Below are 14,093 nucleotides of genomic sequence, written 5' to 3' on the forward strand. Positions count from 1 at the left end.
TGGCGAGGTCAGCGGCGCGGGGCGCCGTTGCTGCCGGTGCCTCTGCCGGGGCCGCTGCCCGCGCCCGTACCGCTGCCGTCGGTGTCGGTGCTGTCGGAGGATGCGGCGTCGTCGTCCCAGGGCTGGTTGGTGCCCCAGGACTGGGTGTCGTCCTCTTGGTGGGACCAGTCCTGTTGAGAGCCGTACTGAGGGAATCCGTACGGCGGGGTGGCGTCCGCCGGGGCTACGTACGGGTGCGCGCCGTGCGGCTCGGAGCCGTACTGATACGAGCCCTGCGGCTGTGACCCGTACTGCTGCGACCCCTGCGGCTGTGACCCGTACTGCTGCGAGCCGTACTGCTGTGACCCGTACTGCTGTGAGCCGTACGGGGCAGGCGCGTACGGATCGGACCCGTAGTGCGGACCCCAGTCCTCGTCCGCCGGCGGGCCGCCCATGACCGGGCCCGGCGGCGGTGCCTCGTACCGCGGGAGCCGTTCGCGGCGCCGGCGGCCGCTCATCACCAGTGCGGCCAGGAGGAGTACGAACCCGCCGCCGAAGGCGTACGCGACACCGAGGCCCAGCCCGCCGCCTCGGCCGACACTGAGGCCGCCCGCCGCCTGGCCCTGGCGCACCGTCCACAGGACGGTGAAGCCCAGGACGGTCAGCCCGGCCAGCGACACCAGCGGCCGCGAGCGCAGCAGCACCCCGGTCAGCGTGACCAGGGCGGCGAACAAGAAGGGCAGCAGGAGCGAGACGAAGACCCCCGAACTGGTGGCGGAGAGCCCGTTGAACAGATCGGCGATGCGGTAGTCGCGCCCCTGACGGCCGTCGAACCACGCGTGGAAGGGGCTCAGGACGGCGGCCGCCGCTCCCGCCAGGGCGAGGATCGAACCGATGATGTTGCGGACCATCCCCGACGTCCTCCTTGGCTGTACGGAACCCCCCTCGCGCTGCCGACGCTACGCCGCGTGCCCGGAGCGCGCCATGCGACGGCCTGGGCCCGGGTGACTGCTGTTAGGGTGTCGCGCGCGATTGACAGGTTCATGGGCATCATGGCCCGTGAAGCCACGGGGACAACGGGGGAGTGACTCGGCTTTGATACGTCGACGTCTGAAGTTCGCGGCCGTACTGGCCGTGGTGGTACTGGCCCTGACGGGATTTTCGAAGGGCGGCAAGGGCGGCAGCCATGGCGGGTCGAGCGGCGGCAGCGATGGCGGCGGCGGTGGCTGCTCCAGCTCGGAGAAGGACAACGGCTCGTACTCGGGCTCGCGCTACAACGACTCCGATGACGACGACTACAGCTCGTCGGACGGCTCGTCGGACGGCTCGTACGGCGAGCCGACGCCCACGGCGACCCCCGGTGCCGGGGCGCAGGTCATCAGCTGCGTGCGCACGGGGAAGGGCAGGCAGAAGGCCGTCACCTACGCGACCGTCCGGGTGGAGGCGGAGCCGGGGGCGACGGGCACCTATGAGGTCGACGTGACGTTCATGGACGCGGCGGGCGGGGTCGCCGACTACGGCGACGTGGACGTCACCCTGACGGGCGGAGAAGCCCAGACGGTCAGGGTGCCGATGAACAACCCGGAGGACGTGTCGCGCGTCCGCGACTGCGAGGCGACGGCGTCGCTCGCGAGCTGAGCGCCCCCGGGTGGGGCCGGGGGAGAGTCCCGGCCCCACCCGGGGAGTCGGCCGCGGCCCGCCGCGGTGACCCGGTCGCACGTGCCGCGAGGAGTTGGCCGCGGACATGCCACGGCCGCGACGGCTCCCCCTCCGCGCCGCCGCGGCCGTTCCCCGTGCGGAGAGAGGTCAGTCCTTGGGCGGGGCCGGCGTGTGGTTGTCGCCCAGCGTCGTGGCGGTTCCCTTCGCCGGCGTCGTGGGCGTGTGGTTGTCCTGAGTGGTCAGGGTGCCGTCCGCCGGCGGCGCGGGCGTGTGGTTGTCGCCCATCGTGGTGATCTCTTCGTTGTTCTCAGCGGTCATGGCGTCTCCCCTGGGCTTGACGGTATGGCGTTCGGGCCCCTGCCCGGAGACTCCCCCGGGCGTCGCCGGGCAGGGACCGGGAGACTCACTTGGACAGTGATGACTCCCCGCGATCCGTTTGCCCCCCGACGCGACGGATCGATACACCCGAGCATGGCGGGTGGTCATAAACAATCGATGAACGCCCCGGCGCGGGCTCTCATGCCGCGGACAGCGGGGGGCTGAGGAGCACCCTCACCTGATCCGCCTCCGGCGCTCCGCACTCCTCGTACAGGGCCAGCGCCTCGTGCCAGCAGACGCGCGCGCGGTCCGTCTGGCCGAGGCCCTCCAAGGCCCTTCCCAGCACGGTCAGCACGCTCGCACGGATGCGGTCGCCGCCGATGCAGCCGAACGCGAGGGCCTGCTCGGCGTGCTGGGCCGCACGGGCCGGCCCCCTGGCCGAGAGATGGGCCTCGGCCATACGGAAGAGGGTCGTCCCCTCCCAGAGCCGCTGTCGGTTCTTGCCGAAGCTGGTCAGCGCCTCGTTGAGCTCGTCCAGGGCCTCCCGGTGCTTCCCGGCCTGGGTGAGAGCGACTCCCAGCGCGTACCGGGCGTTCGCGAGCCGCAGCGTGAGCCCCATGCGGTCGTATATGTCGATGCCCTGCTGAGCGAGAGAGATGGCTTTGGCGGTGTGGCCCTGCGAGAGATGCAGACGGGAGAGGTTGCACAGGGCGCTCGCCTCACCCGGGCTGTTCCCGTGCGCGCGGGAGCCCTCGATCGCCCGGAGCAGGTACGACTCCGCCTCCGCGTGCCGCCCTTGGTTGAACGCGATGATCCCGCGGTCGTTGTCGGCCCACGGGATCGGCGCGGGGTCCTGGGCCGACCGGGCCAGCAGCGTGGCGAGCCGGGCCTCCTCGTCCGCCTCGCTGTAACGGCCCGCCACCAGATAGACGTTGGTGAGCGCGGTCCTGGCGCGTCCTTCGGCGCGATGGTCGCCGATCGTGTGCGCCGCCTCTCGCGCGGACAGCGCGGCGGATTCGTACTGCTTGGAGTTGGCACCGGACTCCGCGAGGTCCTTCGCGGCCCACAGCAGGTCGACGGCGCGGCGGAGCTGGCTCCCGCCCGACGCCTGCCGCGCACAGGCCAGCAGGCAATTCGCCTCGGTGTAGAACCAGTCCAGAGCGGTCTGCCGGTCGGTGAAGGACAGGCCCGCGTACGCCGTCGGCTCCAGATTGTCCACCAGGCGGTCGCCCGGGCGCTCGATCGCGTACACCCCCGCCGCCGTCGCCAGATAGAAGTCCAGCAGCCGTGACAGCGCCGACTCCCGCTCGGTCGGGGTCTGTTCGTCGCGCTCGGCGCAGGCACGGGCGTAGAGCCGCACCAGGTCGTGGTAGCGGTAGCGGCCCGGCGCCGCGGACTCCAGCAGGGACGTGTCAACCAGCGACTCCAGCAGGTCTTCCGTCTCATGGGGCGGCCGGTCCAGGACGGCGGCGGCCGCCGCCAGGGACATGTCAGGACCGTCCGCCAGGCCGAGCAGGCGGAACGCGCGGGCCTGGGCCGGCTCCAGCGCGCCGTAGCCCAGTTCGAACGTCGCCTTGACCGCGAGGTCACCCGCCTGGAGTTCGTCCAGCCGGCGCCGCTCGTCCGCGAGCTTCGCCGCCAGCACCGAGACCGTCCAGGTGCGGCGGGCCGCGAGGCGGGACGCCGCGATACGGATGGCCAGGGGGAGGAAACCACACGCGGCGACGACATCGAGCGCCGCCGTGCGCTCCGAGGTGACCCGCTCCTCGCCGACTATACGAGTGAAGAGCTGGAGCGCCTCGTCCGGCGACATCACATCGAGGTCGACCAGATGCGCGCCCGCCAGATCGACCATCCGGACCCGGCTGGTGACCAGCGCCGCGCACCCCGCCGTACCGGGCAGCAGCGGGCGGATCTGCGCGGCGTCGCGCGCGTTGTCCAGCAGGACGAGCACGCGCCGGCCGTCGAGCGACGAGCGGTAGAGCGCGGACCGTTCGTCGAGCGAGTCGGGGATCGCGGTGTCGGGCGTACCCAGCGCCCGCAGGAATGCGCCGAGCACCGTCTCCGGCTCCGCCGCCCGTGCGCCCGCGCCCTGGAGGTCGACGTACAACTGGCCGTCGGGGAAGTGCGGTCGCGCCTCGTGCGCGAGATGCACCGCCAGCGTCGTCTTGCCGACGCCGCCGATCCCCGCGAGCGCGGAGACCGCCATCACGGAGCCCTCGGCGGCGGCGAGCCGGCCGCCCAGCTCCCGTACGAAGGAGGCACGGCCGGTGAAGTCGGGCACGGTCGCGGGGAGTTGCGCGGGCCGCGTGACGGCGTGGACCGGGGCCGGCAGCTCCACCGGCCGCGCCAGCTCCTCGTCCGCCCGCAGGATGCGCTGCTGGAGCCGCGCCAGCTCGGGGCGTGGGTCGACGCCCAGTTCGTCGGCGAGGAGCCGGCGCGTGTCCACGTACACGGCGAGCGCCTCGGCCTGCCGCCCGCTGCGGTACAGCGCCAGCATCAGCAGCTCCCGCAGCCGCTCGCGCAGCGGATGCGCGGCGGTCAGAGCGGTCAACTCCGAGACGGCTTCCGCGTGGCAGCCCAGCTCCAGGTCCAGATCGAGCCGCGTCTCGGTGAGCTGGATACGCCACTCCTCCAGGCGGGTGCGCTGCGTATCGGCGTAAGGGCCGGGTACGGAGGCGAGCGCCTCGCCGTCCCACAGGCCGAGCGACTTGCTGATCAGGGCGCGGGCCTGGGAACGGTCCCCGGCGGCGCGCGCCTTGTCGGCGTCCGTGACCAACTCCTGGGCCACGGTGAGGTCGAGGGCGTTCGGCTCGGTCCGCAGGGCGTAGCCGCCGGACTCGCTGACCAGCACGCCCGGGGTGAGCACCTTGCGCAGGCGGGAGGCGTACGTCCGCAGGGCGGCGAGGGCCTGAGAAGGAGGATCGTCACCCCACAGGGCGTCGATGAGTTCGCCGGCGGTCGCCGTACGGCCTTCGCGCAGCAGCAGGGCGGCCAGCACGGCGCGTTGCTGTGGAGACCCTGACGACAGAGGGTCACCGCCGCGCCAGGCGCGAACGGGTCCGAGCACGCTGAAGCGCAGTGCGCCGCTGTTGCCGGAAACGGCCACAGCCCGCTGCTCCGGTACCCGCGGCCCGCTGTCAAGGTCCATAGCTCCCCCTGCCCCGCTCATGCCGGTATCGCCCCCGACAGTCTGCCTTGTCGGAGGTGGGTGCGTCAGCACTGAGTGATGGTCTGCACAAGCCCTCGACAGGATCGGGGGCCGAAAGCGTTACGGAACGCCGCCGGCCCGGCCGGTGCGGGGCGGCCCCGTTCACCGGCCGGGCCCCGTCCTACTCCCCGAGGAACACCGGGTTGGTGAACGCCGCCAGCGCGCCCGGCAGTCCCGGCACCGTCGCGGCGTGCCGCACCTCCGCGCGGACGTAGGTCGCGTACGAGGCCGTCGTACGCCACTCCACCGCGCCCGCGCCCGACTCGGGGAGCGCGGCCGTGTGCAGCGTGCCCTGGTCGGTGACGAAGTGGGCCGTGCAGCCCGGGGCGCCGGTGACCTCCAGCCGTACGGTCACCTGGTCGTCCGCGTTGACGCGCAGCCGGTCGCCGATGCCCGCGTGCCTGCCCCGGCCGCCGGACGCGCCGAACGTCAGCGAGACCTTCGCGGACTCGGCGACATAGCTGTGGCCCGCGCGGATGCCGGCGAGGATCGCCTCGCGGGTGAGGTCCTCGGCCAGCACGACGGTCTGCGGGGTACCGATGGGATCGGGGTCGCGGTGGGCGTCGCTGTTGCCCATCGCCGGGGTCCACGCCCGGCCGGAACGGCCCGCCGAGACCAGGGCGTTGTCCCAGTCGGCGAGGGAGATCTCGTCCTCCGGGGTGTACGGGCCGTTCCACACCTCCACCGCGTCGGCGTCGCCGAAGCCGAACTTCCAGTTGCAGCCGATGCAGGTGGCGTGCGGATGGGCGGGAACCACCAGGCCGTCGGCGCGGCGGATCTCGCGGGCGTAGTGGCCGAAGCGGTTGTCGCGGGCGCGGTAGCGCCAGTCGACGAACGTACCGGCGTCGGTGCCGACGGCCAGGACATGGCCGTTACGGGTGGTGACCTCCTCGCCGGTGAGGATCAGCAGGTCGTCGCCCCACAGGCCCGCCCAGGCGCGGTGCCCGGAGCTGGTGTTGTGCTCGCTGGTGTTGATGAAGTCGAGGCCGGCGGCGCGGGCGAGGGCGGCGATCTCGGCGGGCGTGCGCTTGCCGTCGGAGTGGACGGAGTGGATGTGGCAGTCGCCGCGGTACCAGGCCCGGCCGCGCCCCTTGGCCCGCTCGGGCGGGTAGACCGGCGCGGGGGTCTCGCCCGGGTCGCCGAAGCGCAGCGTGATGGTGACCTCGTACGCCAGGCCCTGCGGGGCGACGGTGTACGGGGCGATGGCGATGCTCCAGGTGCCCGCGCGTACCGGCCCCGGGAGATAGCCGGGGGTGGCCGCGTCGGCGCGCAGGAAGAACTCGGTACGGGCGCCGCCGGACCAGCCGCGGAAGCCGCGGCCGCCGAGCGCCGTACCGCGCTCGTCGAAGATGCCGATGTCGAGGGCGTTGCCCTGGGTGCCGGCCGGGACGGCGGGCCGCTCGTACGTATAGGCGACATGGATCTCGCTGACGCCGCGCGGTACTTCGACGGGCAGGTAGACGAAGTCGGGGGAGCCGGGCGGCAGCGTGCCGCGGACGGTTCTGGCCTGTTCGCCGCTGCCGGCCGACGGGCTGCCGGCGGCCGGCGCGGCGTTCGCGAAGCTCACGGTGCTCAACGTAAGCGCGGCGGCGGCTCCCGTCACCAGGAGTCCTCGTCTGCCCAGCGCGGTGGCGGCATGGTCTTGGTTGTGCACTGCGTGGTCCTTGCACATGCAGGCGGCTCCCAGGGTGCCGAGGGGACACAGGTGGTCACATGAGTCGTGCACTCGAACTCTGGTATTGAGCCGTTAACCAGCACGCAAGGGAAGGGGGTGGGCAGGTAGCGGGCAGACGGCCGGGACATTGCCGCGCGTACGGAATACGTTGGGCCCGCCACGCCACGACCGCCACTCCACGAGCGCCCCGATACGACCGCCACGCCACGACCGCCACTCCACGACGGAGGTTCCCACGCATGCGGATCGCGACCACGATCTTCCTCACCGACGAGACGATCACGCCCGTACGGCTCGCGCGGGAGCTGGAGCAGCGGGGATTCGCCGGTCTGTACCTCCCCGAGCACACCCACATCCCGGTCGAGCGGACGACGCCCTACCCGGCCGGCGGTGAGCTGCCGCGCGAGTACAGCCGTACGCTCGACCCCTTCGTGGCCCTCGGCCAGGCCGCCGCCGTGACGGAACGGCTGGCGCTCGGCACCGGCATCACGCTCGTCGCGCAGCACGACCCGATCGATCTCGCCAAGCGGATCGCGACCCTGGACCATCTCTCGGGCGGCCGCTTCACGCTCGGTGTCGGCTACGGCTGGAACAGGGAAGAGGCCGCGGACCACGGGGTGGAGTGGGCCTCGCGGCGCGCTGTGACCCGGGACCGGATGGCGCTGATGCGGGCGCTCTGGGCGGCGGAGCCCACCCCGTACGAGGGGGAGTTCGGGTCGGTCAGGGCCAGTGAGGCGTACCCGAAGCCGGTACGGGGCAGGCCCCGCACCCTGATCGGCGGCGCGGCAGGGCCGAAGCTCTTCGCGCAGATCGCCGAGTACGCGGACGGCTGGCTGCCGATCGGCGGCCGGGGGCTCACGGAGACGGTGCCGGTGCTGCGTACCGCATGGAAGGACGCGGGCCGGGATCCTGACGCCCTCCAGATCGTGCCGTACGCGGTCCGGCCGAGCCCCGGCAAGCTGGCCCACTACGCGGAGCTGGGCATCGAAGAGGTCGTGTTGCAGCTGCCGCCGGCCGGTGAGGCGGAGGTACTGCGGGCGCTGGACGGGTTCGCGCCCTTTCTCTGAGCCGGCCGGCCGCCGATGACCTGCCGCCGCGACCTGTGCCGGGAAGCCGCCCGTCTCCGATCGGGACGTGGGGCCGAACGTATCCTCAAAGAATGACGACGCGCGTGCCTGAGGAACCCGGGACAGGACGACCGGCGACCCGACCGACCGGACAACCGACCGAGGGACCGACCGCCAACGCCATGCGGCGTGCGCTGAAGCGGGCCAGGGACGGTGTCGCGCTGGATGTCGCCGAGGCCGCGGTGCTGCTCCAGGCGCGCGGGGACGACCTCACCGACCTCGCCGCGTCCGCCGCCCGCGTGCGGGACGCGGGGCTCGCGGCCGCCGGGCGGCCCGGAGTCATCACGTACTCCCGCAAGGTCTTCATCCCGCTGACACGGCTGTGCCGCGACAAGTGCCACTACTGCACCTTCGTCACCGTGCCCGGCAAGCTGCGCCGGGCCGGCCACGGCATGTTCCTGTCGCCCGACGAGGTGCTGGACATCGCGCGCCAGGGCGCGGAACTGGGCTGCAAGGAAGCCCTGTTCACGCTCGGTGACCGGCCCGAGGACCGGTGGCCCGAGGCCCGGGAGTGGCTGGAGGCCGAGGGGTACGACGACACCCTCGCGTATGTCCGGGCCATGGCGATCCGGGTCCTTGAGGAGACCGGGCTGCTGCCCCACCTCAACCCCGGCGTGCTGTCCTGGACCGATCTCCAGCGGCTCAAGCCGGTCGCGCCGAGCATGGGCATGATGCTGGAGACCACCGCCACCCGGCTGTGGTCCGAGCCCGGCGGACCGCACTACGGCTCCCCGGACAAGGAGCCCGCCGTACGGCTGCGGGTGCTGGAGGACGCGGGCCGCTCCAACGTCCCCTTCACCTCGGGCGTGCTGATCGGCATCGGCGAGTCCTACGAGGAGCGCGCCGACTCCCTCTTCGAACTGCGCAGGACGGCCCGCGCCTATCACGGCCTCCAGGAAGTCATCGTCCAGAACTTCCGCGCCAAGCCGGACACCGCCATGCGCGGTATGCCGGACGCCGAGCTGGAGGAGCTGGCGGCGGCCATCGCCGTGGCCCGGCACATCCTCGGCCCGTCGGCCCGTATCCAGGCCCCGCCCAACCTCGTCGACGCCGAGTACGCCCTGCTCATCGGCGCCGGCATCGACGACTGGGGCGGTGTCTCGCCGCTGACCCCCGACCATGTGAACCCTGAGCGGCCCTGGCCGCACATCGACGAACTCGCCGCGCGGACCGCAGAGTCCGGCTTCGAGCTGCGCGAACGGCTCACCATCTACCCGGAGTTCATCCAGCGCGGCGAGCCGTGGCTCGACCCGCGCCTGATGCCGCACGTACGGGCGCTGGCGGACCCGGACACGGGACTCGCGCGCGACGTACGGCCGTCGGGACTGCCGTGGCAGGAGCCGGACGAGGGCTTCACCGCCACCGGACGGACGGATCTGCACCGCACGATCGACACCGAGGGCCGCACCGCCGACCGCCGCGACGACTTCGACGAGGTGTACGGCGACTGGGAGGCGCTGCGCGAGGCCGCGGCGCCCGGCATGGTGCCCGAGCGCATCGACACCGACGTACGGACGGCGCTGAAGCAGGCCGCCGACGACCCGACGAAGCTGACCGACGACGAGGCGCTGGCCCTGCTCCACGCGGACGGACCCGCGCTGGACGCGCTGACCCGGATCGCCGACGAGCTGCGACGCGATGTGGTCGGCGACGACGTCACGTACATCGTCACGCGCAATATCAACTTCACCAACGTCTGTTACACCGGCTGCCGGTTCTGCGCCTTCGCGCAGCGCCGTACGGACGCCGACGCGTACACCCTGTCGCTGGACCAGGTCGCGGACCGGGCCCAGCAGGCGTGGGAGGTGGGCGCCGTCGAGGTCTGCATGCAGGGCGGCATCCACCCGGACCTGCCGGGCACCGCGTACTTCGACATCGCGCGCGCCGTGAAGGAACGCGTCCCCGGCATGCATGTGCACGCCTTCTCCCCGATGGAGGTCGTCAACGGCGCCTCCCGCACGGGTCTGTCGATCCGCGAGTGGCTGACGGCGGCCAAGGAGGCCGGGCTCGACTCGATCCCCGGCACGGCGGCGGAGATCCTCGACGACGAGGTGCGCTGGGTCCTCACCAAGGGCAAGCTGCCGACGGCGACCTGGATCGAGGTCGTGAAGACCGCCCACGAGCTGGGCATCAGGTCCAGCTCCACGATGATGTACGGCCATGTCGACCAGCCGCGCCACTGGCTCGGCCACTTCCGGACGCTCGCCCGCATCCAGCAGGAGACGGGCGGCTTCACCGAGTTCGTGACGCTCCCCTTCATCCACACCAACGCCCCGGTCTATCTGGCCGGCATCGCCCGCCCGGGCCCGACGGACCGCGACAACCGCGCGGTGATGGCGATGGCCAGGCTCCTTCTGCACCCCCACATCACCAACATCCAGACGAGCTGGGTCAAGCTCGGCATGGAGGGCGCGGCCGAGATGCTCCGCTCCGGCGCGAACGACCTCGGCGGCACGCTGATGGAGGAGACCATCTCCCGTATGGCGGGCTCCAGTTACGGTTCGTACCGCTCGGTGAAGGATCTGATCGCCATCGCGGACGCGGCGGGCCGGCCGGCGAAGCCGCGTACGACGCTGTACGGCGAGGTCCCGGAGGAGCGCGTACGGGCGGCGGCGGCGTCCGACGGTCAGCTGCCCGAGCTGCTGCCGCTGCTGCCGGACTGAGTGGGCCGGACGGAGTTGAGTGAGCGGGGAGGGGCAGCACGTGGCACCAGCGCACCAGCCGTCGATGGCCGAGCTGATCCGGCGGCGCCGGAGAAGCGGGTTCATCGGCCGGCGTGACGAACTCGGCGCCTTCCGCGCCAACTTCGACCTCCCGCCGGACGACGAACGGCACCGCTTTCTGTTCCATGTCCACGGCAACGCGGGAGTGGGCAAGACGTTCCTCGTCCGCGAACTGGACCAGGCGGCGCGGGAACGCGGCGCCCTGACGGCGTACCTCGACGAGTCGGTGAGCAGTGTCCCGGAGGCGCTGGCGTCGATCGCCGGACAGTTCGCCCGGCAGGGCCGTCCGCTCAAGCAGCTGGACCGGCTGCTCGCGACCTACCGGCAGCGCCGCCACGAAGCGGAGTCGGCGTCGGCCTCGCTCGCCGACCCCGCGGCGCAGGAGCCCCCGCGGCCGTCGGCCGGGAGCACGGCCGCGGCCACGGCGGGCGTGATCGGCCTGGGCCTGGTCCCGGTCGTCGGGGCCTTCGCCGGAGCGCTCGACACCACCCAACTCGCCTCGGGAGCCGACCGGTTACGGGCCACGCTGAGCGCGCGGTTCCGCAATCAGGAGGATGTGCAACTGGTCCTGGCACCCGACCGGGTGCTCACCCCCGTCCTGGTCACCGAGCTGGCCGAGGCCGCACGCGACGCGCCCTGGATCGTCCTCTTTTTCGACACGTACGAACGCACCGCGCCCTTCCTCGATCCCTGGCTGCGCGACCTGATGACGACCGAGCGGTACGGGGCGCTGCCCGCCCAGGTCGTCGTGACCCTCGCGGGGCAGCGCCCGTTCGACGCGGCACGCTGGGGCGGTTTTGCGGACTTCATGGCCGACCTGCCGCTGGAACCGTTCACCGAACCGGAGGCGCGCAGGCTGCTCGCGGCGAAGGACGTCACGGACGAATCCGTAGTCGAGGAGGTCCTGCGGCTCTCCGGCGGGCTGCCCGTCCTGGTCTCCACCCTCGCCGAGAACCAGCCGACGGACCCCGCGGACGTCGGCGATCCCAGCGCCACCGCCGTCGAACGCTTCCTCAAGTGGGAGCAGGACCCGGTACGGCGGGCCGCGGCCCTCGCCTGCGCCCTGCCACGCCGGCTGGACGAGGACGTGTTCCGCGCCGTCGTACCCGAGGACGCGGCGGGGCTGTACGACTGGCTGCGCGCCCTGCCCTTCGCCACCCGCAAGGGCGCGGGGGTCCGCTACCACGATGTGGTGCGCGCCCCGATGCTGCGGTTGCAGCGGACCCGCTCCCCGCACGGCTGGAGCGAGCGGCAGGCCGCGCTCGCCGGGTGCTTCGCCCGCTGGCGCGCGCGGGCCGAGACGGGCCTGCGCGCCGACGACGTGTGGGAGAGCGCCGGTTGGCGCGCGCTGCGGTTCGAGGAGACGTACCACGCGCTGTGCGCCGGGCCGCGCGCCGCGCTCGCCGGGGCGCTGCGGGACGTCGTCGAGGGGTGCCGCGAGGGGGTGGCGGCGGCACGCCGCTGCGCCCAGGTGCTGGCCGAGGCGGGCGAGGACACGGACGAGAAGGAGCTGAAGGACTGGGGGCGGCGGCTGGGCGCGGCGCTCGGCGACGACGACGGTGGGGTGCGGGCCGCGCTGGGGGTGCTCCTCGACCGGCCGGGCCTGGACCCGGCGGGCCGCGCGGCGGCGCACGCGGCGCGCGGCCGCGACCTGCGCAACGCGGGCGATCTCGAGTCGGCGCTCGCCGATTACGACCGCGCGCTGGCACTCGACCCGGGGCACTGCCTGGCCCACTACGGGCGCGGGGTGACCCACCGGCGGCGTGGCGATCACCCGGCGGCGCTGGCCGACCTGCGGCGGGCCGACGAGCTGGCTCCGGACACCCCGTGGATCCTCGGCTCGTACGGCTACGCGCTGTGGCTCGCCGGCCGGTACGAGGAGTCCGCCGCCGTGCTGGACCGCGCGATCACGCTCGCCCCGACGTCGGCGGAGTTCCTGGCGTACCGCGCCGTCACGCTGCACGCACTGGGACGGCGGACGGAGGCACTCGCCGATTTCGACCGGGCCCTGGAGCTGAACGGGGAGTATCTGTGGGCACTGGTCCGCAGATCCCGGCTGCTGCGCACCATGGACGAACACGCCCGGTGCTTCGCCGACCTGGACCGGGCGGCGGAGATCGAGCCCGGCAGCGGCTGGATCGCTTCCGAGCGGGGCGAGGCGTACCGACTGGCGGGGCGGTACGAGGACGCGGACCGGGAACTCAGCCGCGCCCTGGAGCTCGGCCCGGGCCATACCTCGGCCCTCGCCGGCCGGGGAGCCGTCCGGTACAGGCTGGGCCGGCTGACGGACGCGCTCACCGACCTCGACGGCGCCCTCGCCCGGGATTCCGACTACGTCTGGGCGCTGGCGCAGCGCTCCTACGTGCACCGGAACCTCGACAACCTGCCCGGCGCGCTGGCCGACCTCGACCGTGCCGTCGAGATCCAGCCGGACAGCGCGCTGCTGATCGCACGGGGCGAGACCCGGACTCTCGCCGGGCGTTACGAGGAAGCTCTCGGCGATCTCGACCGGGCGCTGGACGACGTGCCCGACGGTGCCGTGGCGCTCGTCCTGCGCGGCATCATCCACCGCGAACTGCACCACTACCGGGAGTCGGTCGCGGATCTGGACCGCGCCCTGGAGCTCGATCCGCAGTACGCCTGGGGGTACGACCAGCGGGCCAGAACGGCACTGGCCATGGGACAGCTGGACCAGGTGTTCGGCTACCTCGACCAGTGCGCCGTCCTGGAAGCGGGCGCGGACCCCGCTCATCGCACGGCCACGGAGGCGCACCTGCTCCTGGGCCGGCCCGAGGAGGCCCTCCGGTCGGTGGAGCGGCTGACGTCCGGTACGAATGACGAGCTCGTGCTGCGGTGCGAAGCGCTGCGCCGTACCGGACAGTGGGGCGCGGCGCGCGCGACGGCCGACCGGCTGAGCGCCTCCGATCCGCTGAATGGCGCCTTCTCGCGGGCGATGACGGTGACCGTGATGGAGGGTGTGCGCGCCGGCCGCCCGGTGTGGCGGGAGCTGGATCGCCGGATGGCAGCCACGGAGATGTCGGACGACGAACGCGTCCACGTGGCCGTGCCGAGCGCGGCCGTCCTGGCCGACTGGCGTCGGCTGGACGCCGGGCTCGGCGTGCTGCTCGCCGCTCAGCTTCCCTGGGACGACCTCGCGGATATGGTCTGCTCCCTCGACGAACTGCTGGGTGCCCCGGGCGTCGACACGGCCCGCCTCCGCCCCCGCCTGGCCCGCGTCGTCGCCGCCCGCGACGCCATAGCCGCGCGCTGGGCCTAGGTCCTGTCCGGTCGGACAGGACCTAGCACGCCTGGCGGTGTTTCGCACGAGTCAAAACCGACCTGCCGGGCGTCCGGTCACATACCGCCGCCGTGATCCGCGTGCGCGTCAACCCGCTGTCCCC

General features: G+C 72.9%; 8 protein-coding genes. 4 read left to right on the forward strand and 4 right to left on the reverse strand.

The window, feature by feature from the left end; all coding sequences use genetic code 11:
* Window positions 1-8: 8 nt before the first annotated feature.
* Window positions 9-890: a hypothetical protein gene (locus ACZ6MZ_RS14490; protein WP_469352012.1), complete on the reverse strand. Its 882-nt coding sequence runs from the start codon at window positions 888-890 to the stop codon at window positions 9-11.
* Between the two features lie 184 nt (window positions 891-1,074).
* On the opposite strand from ACZ6MZ_RS14490, the gene ACZ6MZ_RS14495 reads away from it, so the two are divergent.
* The gene (locus ACZ6MZ_RS14495) at window positions 1,075-1,617 is read left to right on the forward strand and encodes a hypothetical protein (protein ID WP_389785178.1); all 543 of its coding nucleotides are present in this window, start codon (window positions 1,075-1,077) and stop codon (window positions 1,615-1,617) included.
* A 168-nt stretch (window positions 1,618-1,785) separates the two neighbouring features.
* Here ACZ6MZ_RS14495 and ACZ6MZ_RS14500 read toward each other — a convergent pair whose 3' ends face one another.
* From ACZ6MZ_RS14500 to ACZ6MZ_RS14510, 3 genes are all read right to left on the reverse strand, one after another.
* Window positions 1,786-1,956: a sigma-like protein gene (locus ACZ6MZ_RS14500; RefSeq protein ID WP_384178916.1), complete on the reverse strand. Its 171-nt coding sequence runs from the start codon at window positions 1,954-1,956 to the stop codon at window positions 1,786-1,788.
* A 199-nt stretch (window positions 1,957-2,155) separates the two neighbouring features.
* Window positions 2,156-5,107 carry an SARP-family global regulator AfsR gene (afsR, locus tag ACZ6MZ_RS14505; protein ID WP_469352013.1) on the reverse strand — a complete coding sequence of 984 codons (2,952 nt, stop codon included), beginning with the start codon at window positions 5,105-5,107 and terminating at the stop codon, window positions 2,156-2,158.
* Between the two features lie 181 nt (window positions 5,108-5,288).
* Entirely contained in the window at window positions 5,289-6,839 is a 1,551-nt protein-coding gene (locus ACZ6MZ_RS14510) for a CehA/McbA family metallohydrolase (protein WP_469352015.1), read from the reverse strand.
* Window positions 6,840-7,081: 242 nt separating this feature from the next.
* Between ACZ6MZ_RS14510 and ACZ6MZ_RS14515 the strand changes: the two genes are divergently transcribed.
* The 3 genes from ACZ6MZ_RS14515 to ACZ6MZ_RS14525 all read left to right on the forward strand — a co-directional run bounded on the left by ACZ6MZ_RS14515 (window position 7,082) and on the right by ACZ6MZ_RS14525 (window position 13,969).
* A complete protein-coding gene (locus ACZ6MZ_RS14515) occupies window positions 7,082-7,909 on the forward strand; it encodes an LLM class F420-dependent oxidoreductase (protein ID WP_469352017.1) in 828 nt (275 codons plus the stop codon).
* 104 nt (window positions 7,910-8,013) lie between these two features.
* Complete coding sequence (locus ACZ6MZ_RS14520) at window positions 8,014-10,632, forward strand: bifunctional FO biosynthesis protein CofGH (protein WP_469352353.1); 2,619 nt, start codon at window positions 8,014-8,016, stop codon at window positions 10,630-10,632.
* A gap of 40 nt (window positions 10,633-10,672) precedes the next feature.
* A complete protein-coding gene (locus tag ACZ6MZ_RS14525) occupies window positions 10,673-13,969 on the forward strand; it encodes a tetratricopeptide repeat protein (protein WP_469352018.1) in 3,297 nt (1,098 codons plus the stop codon).
* The last annotated feature ends 124 nt before the right edge of the window (window positions 13,970-14,093 follow it).

The organism is Streptomyces sp. NPDC042201, from assembly GCF_055582185.1.

Bases quoted from the DNA above. Each gene is read 5' to 3' on its own strand.
- ACZ6MZ_RS14490 (WP_469352012.1), bottom strand. From the start codon at position 890: ATGGTCCGCAACATCATCGGTTCGATCCTCGCCCTGGCGGGAGCGGCG.
- ACZ6MZ_RS14500 (WP_384178916.1), bottom strand. From the start codon at position 1,956: ATGACCGCTGAGAACAACGAAGAGATCACCACGATGGGCGACAACCAC.
- afsR (WP_469352013.1), bottom strand. From the start codon at position 5,107: ATGGACCTTGACAGCGGGCCGCGGGTACCGGAGCAGCGGGCTGTGGCC.
- ACZ6MZ_RS14510 (WP_469352015.1), bottom strand. From the start codon at position 6,839: ATGTGCAAGGACCACGCAGTGCACAACCAAGACCATGCCGCCACCGCG.
- ACZ6MZ_RS14515 (WP_469352017.1), top strand. From the start codon at position 7,082: ATGCGGATCGCGACCACGATCTTCCTCACCGACGAGACGATCACGCCC.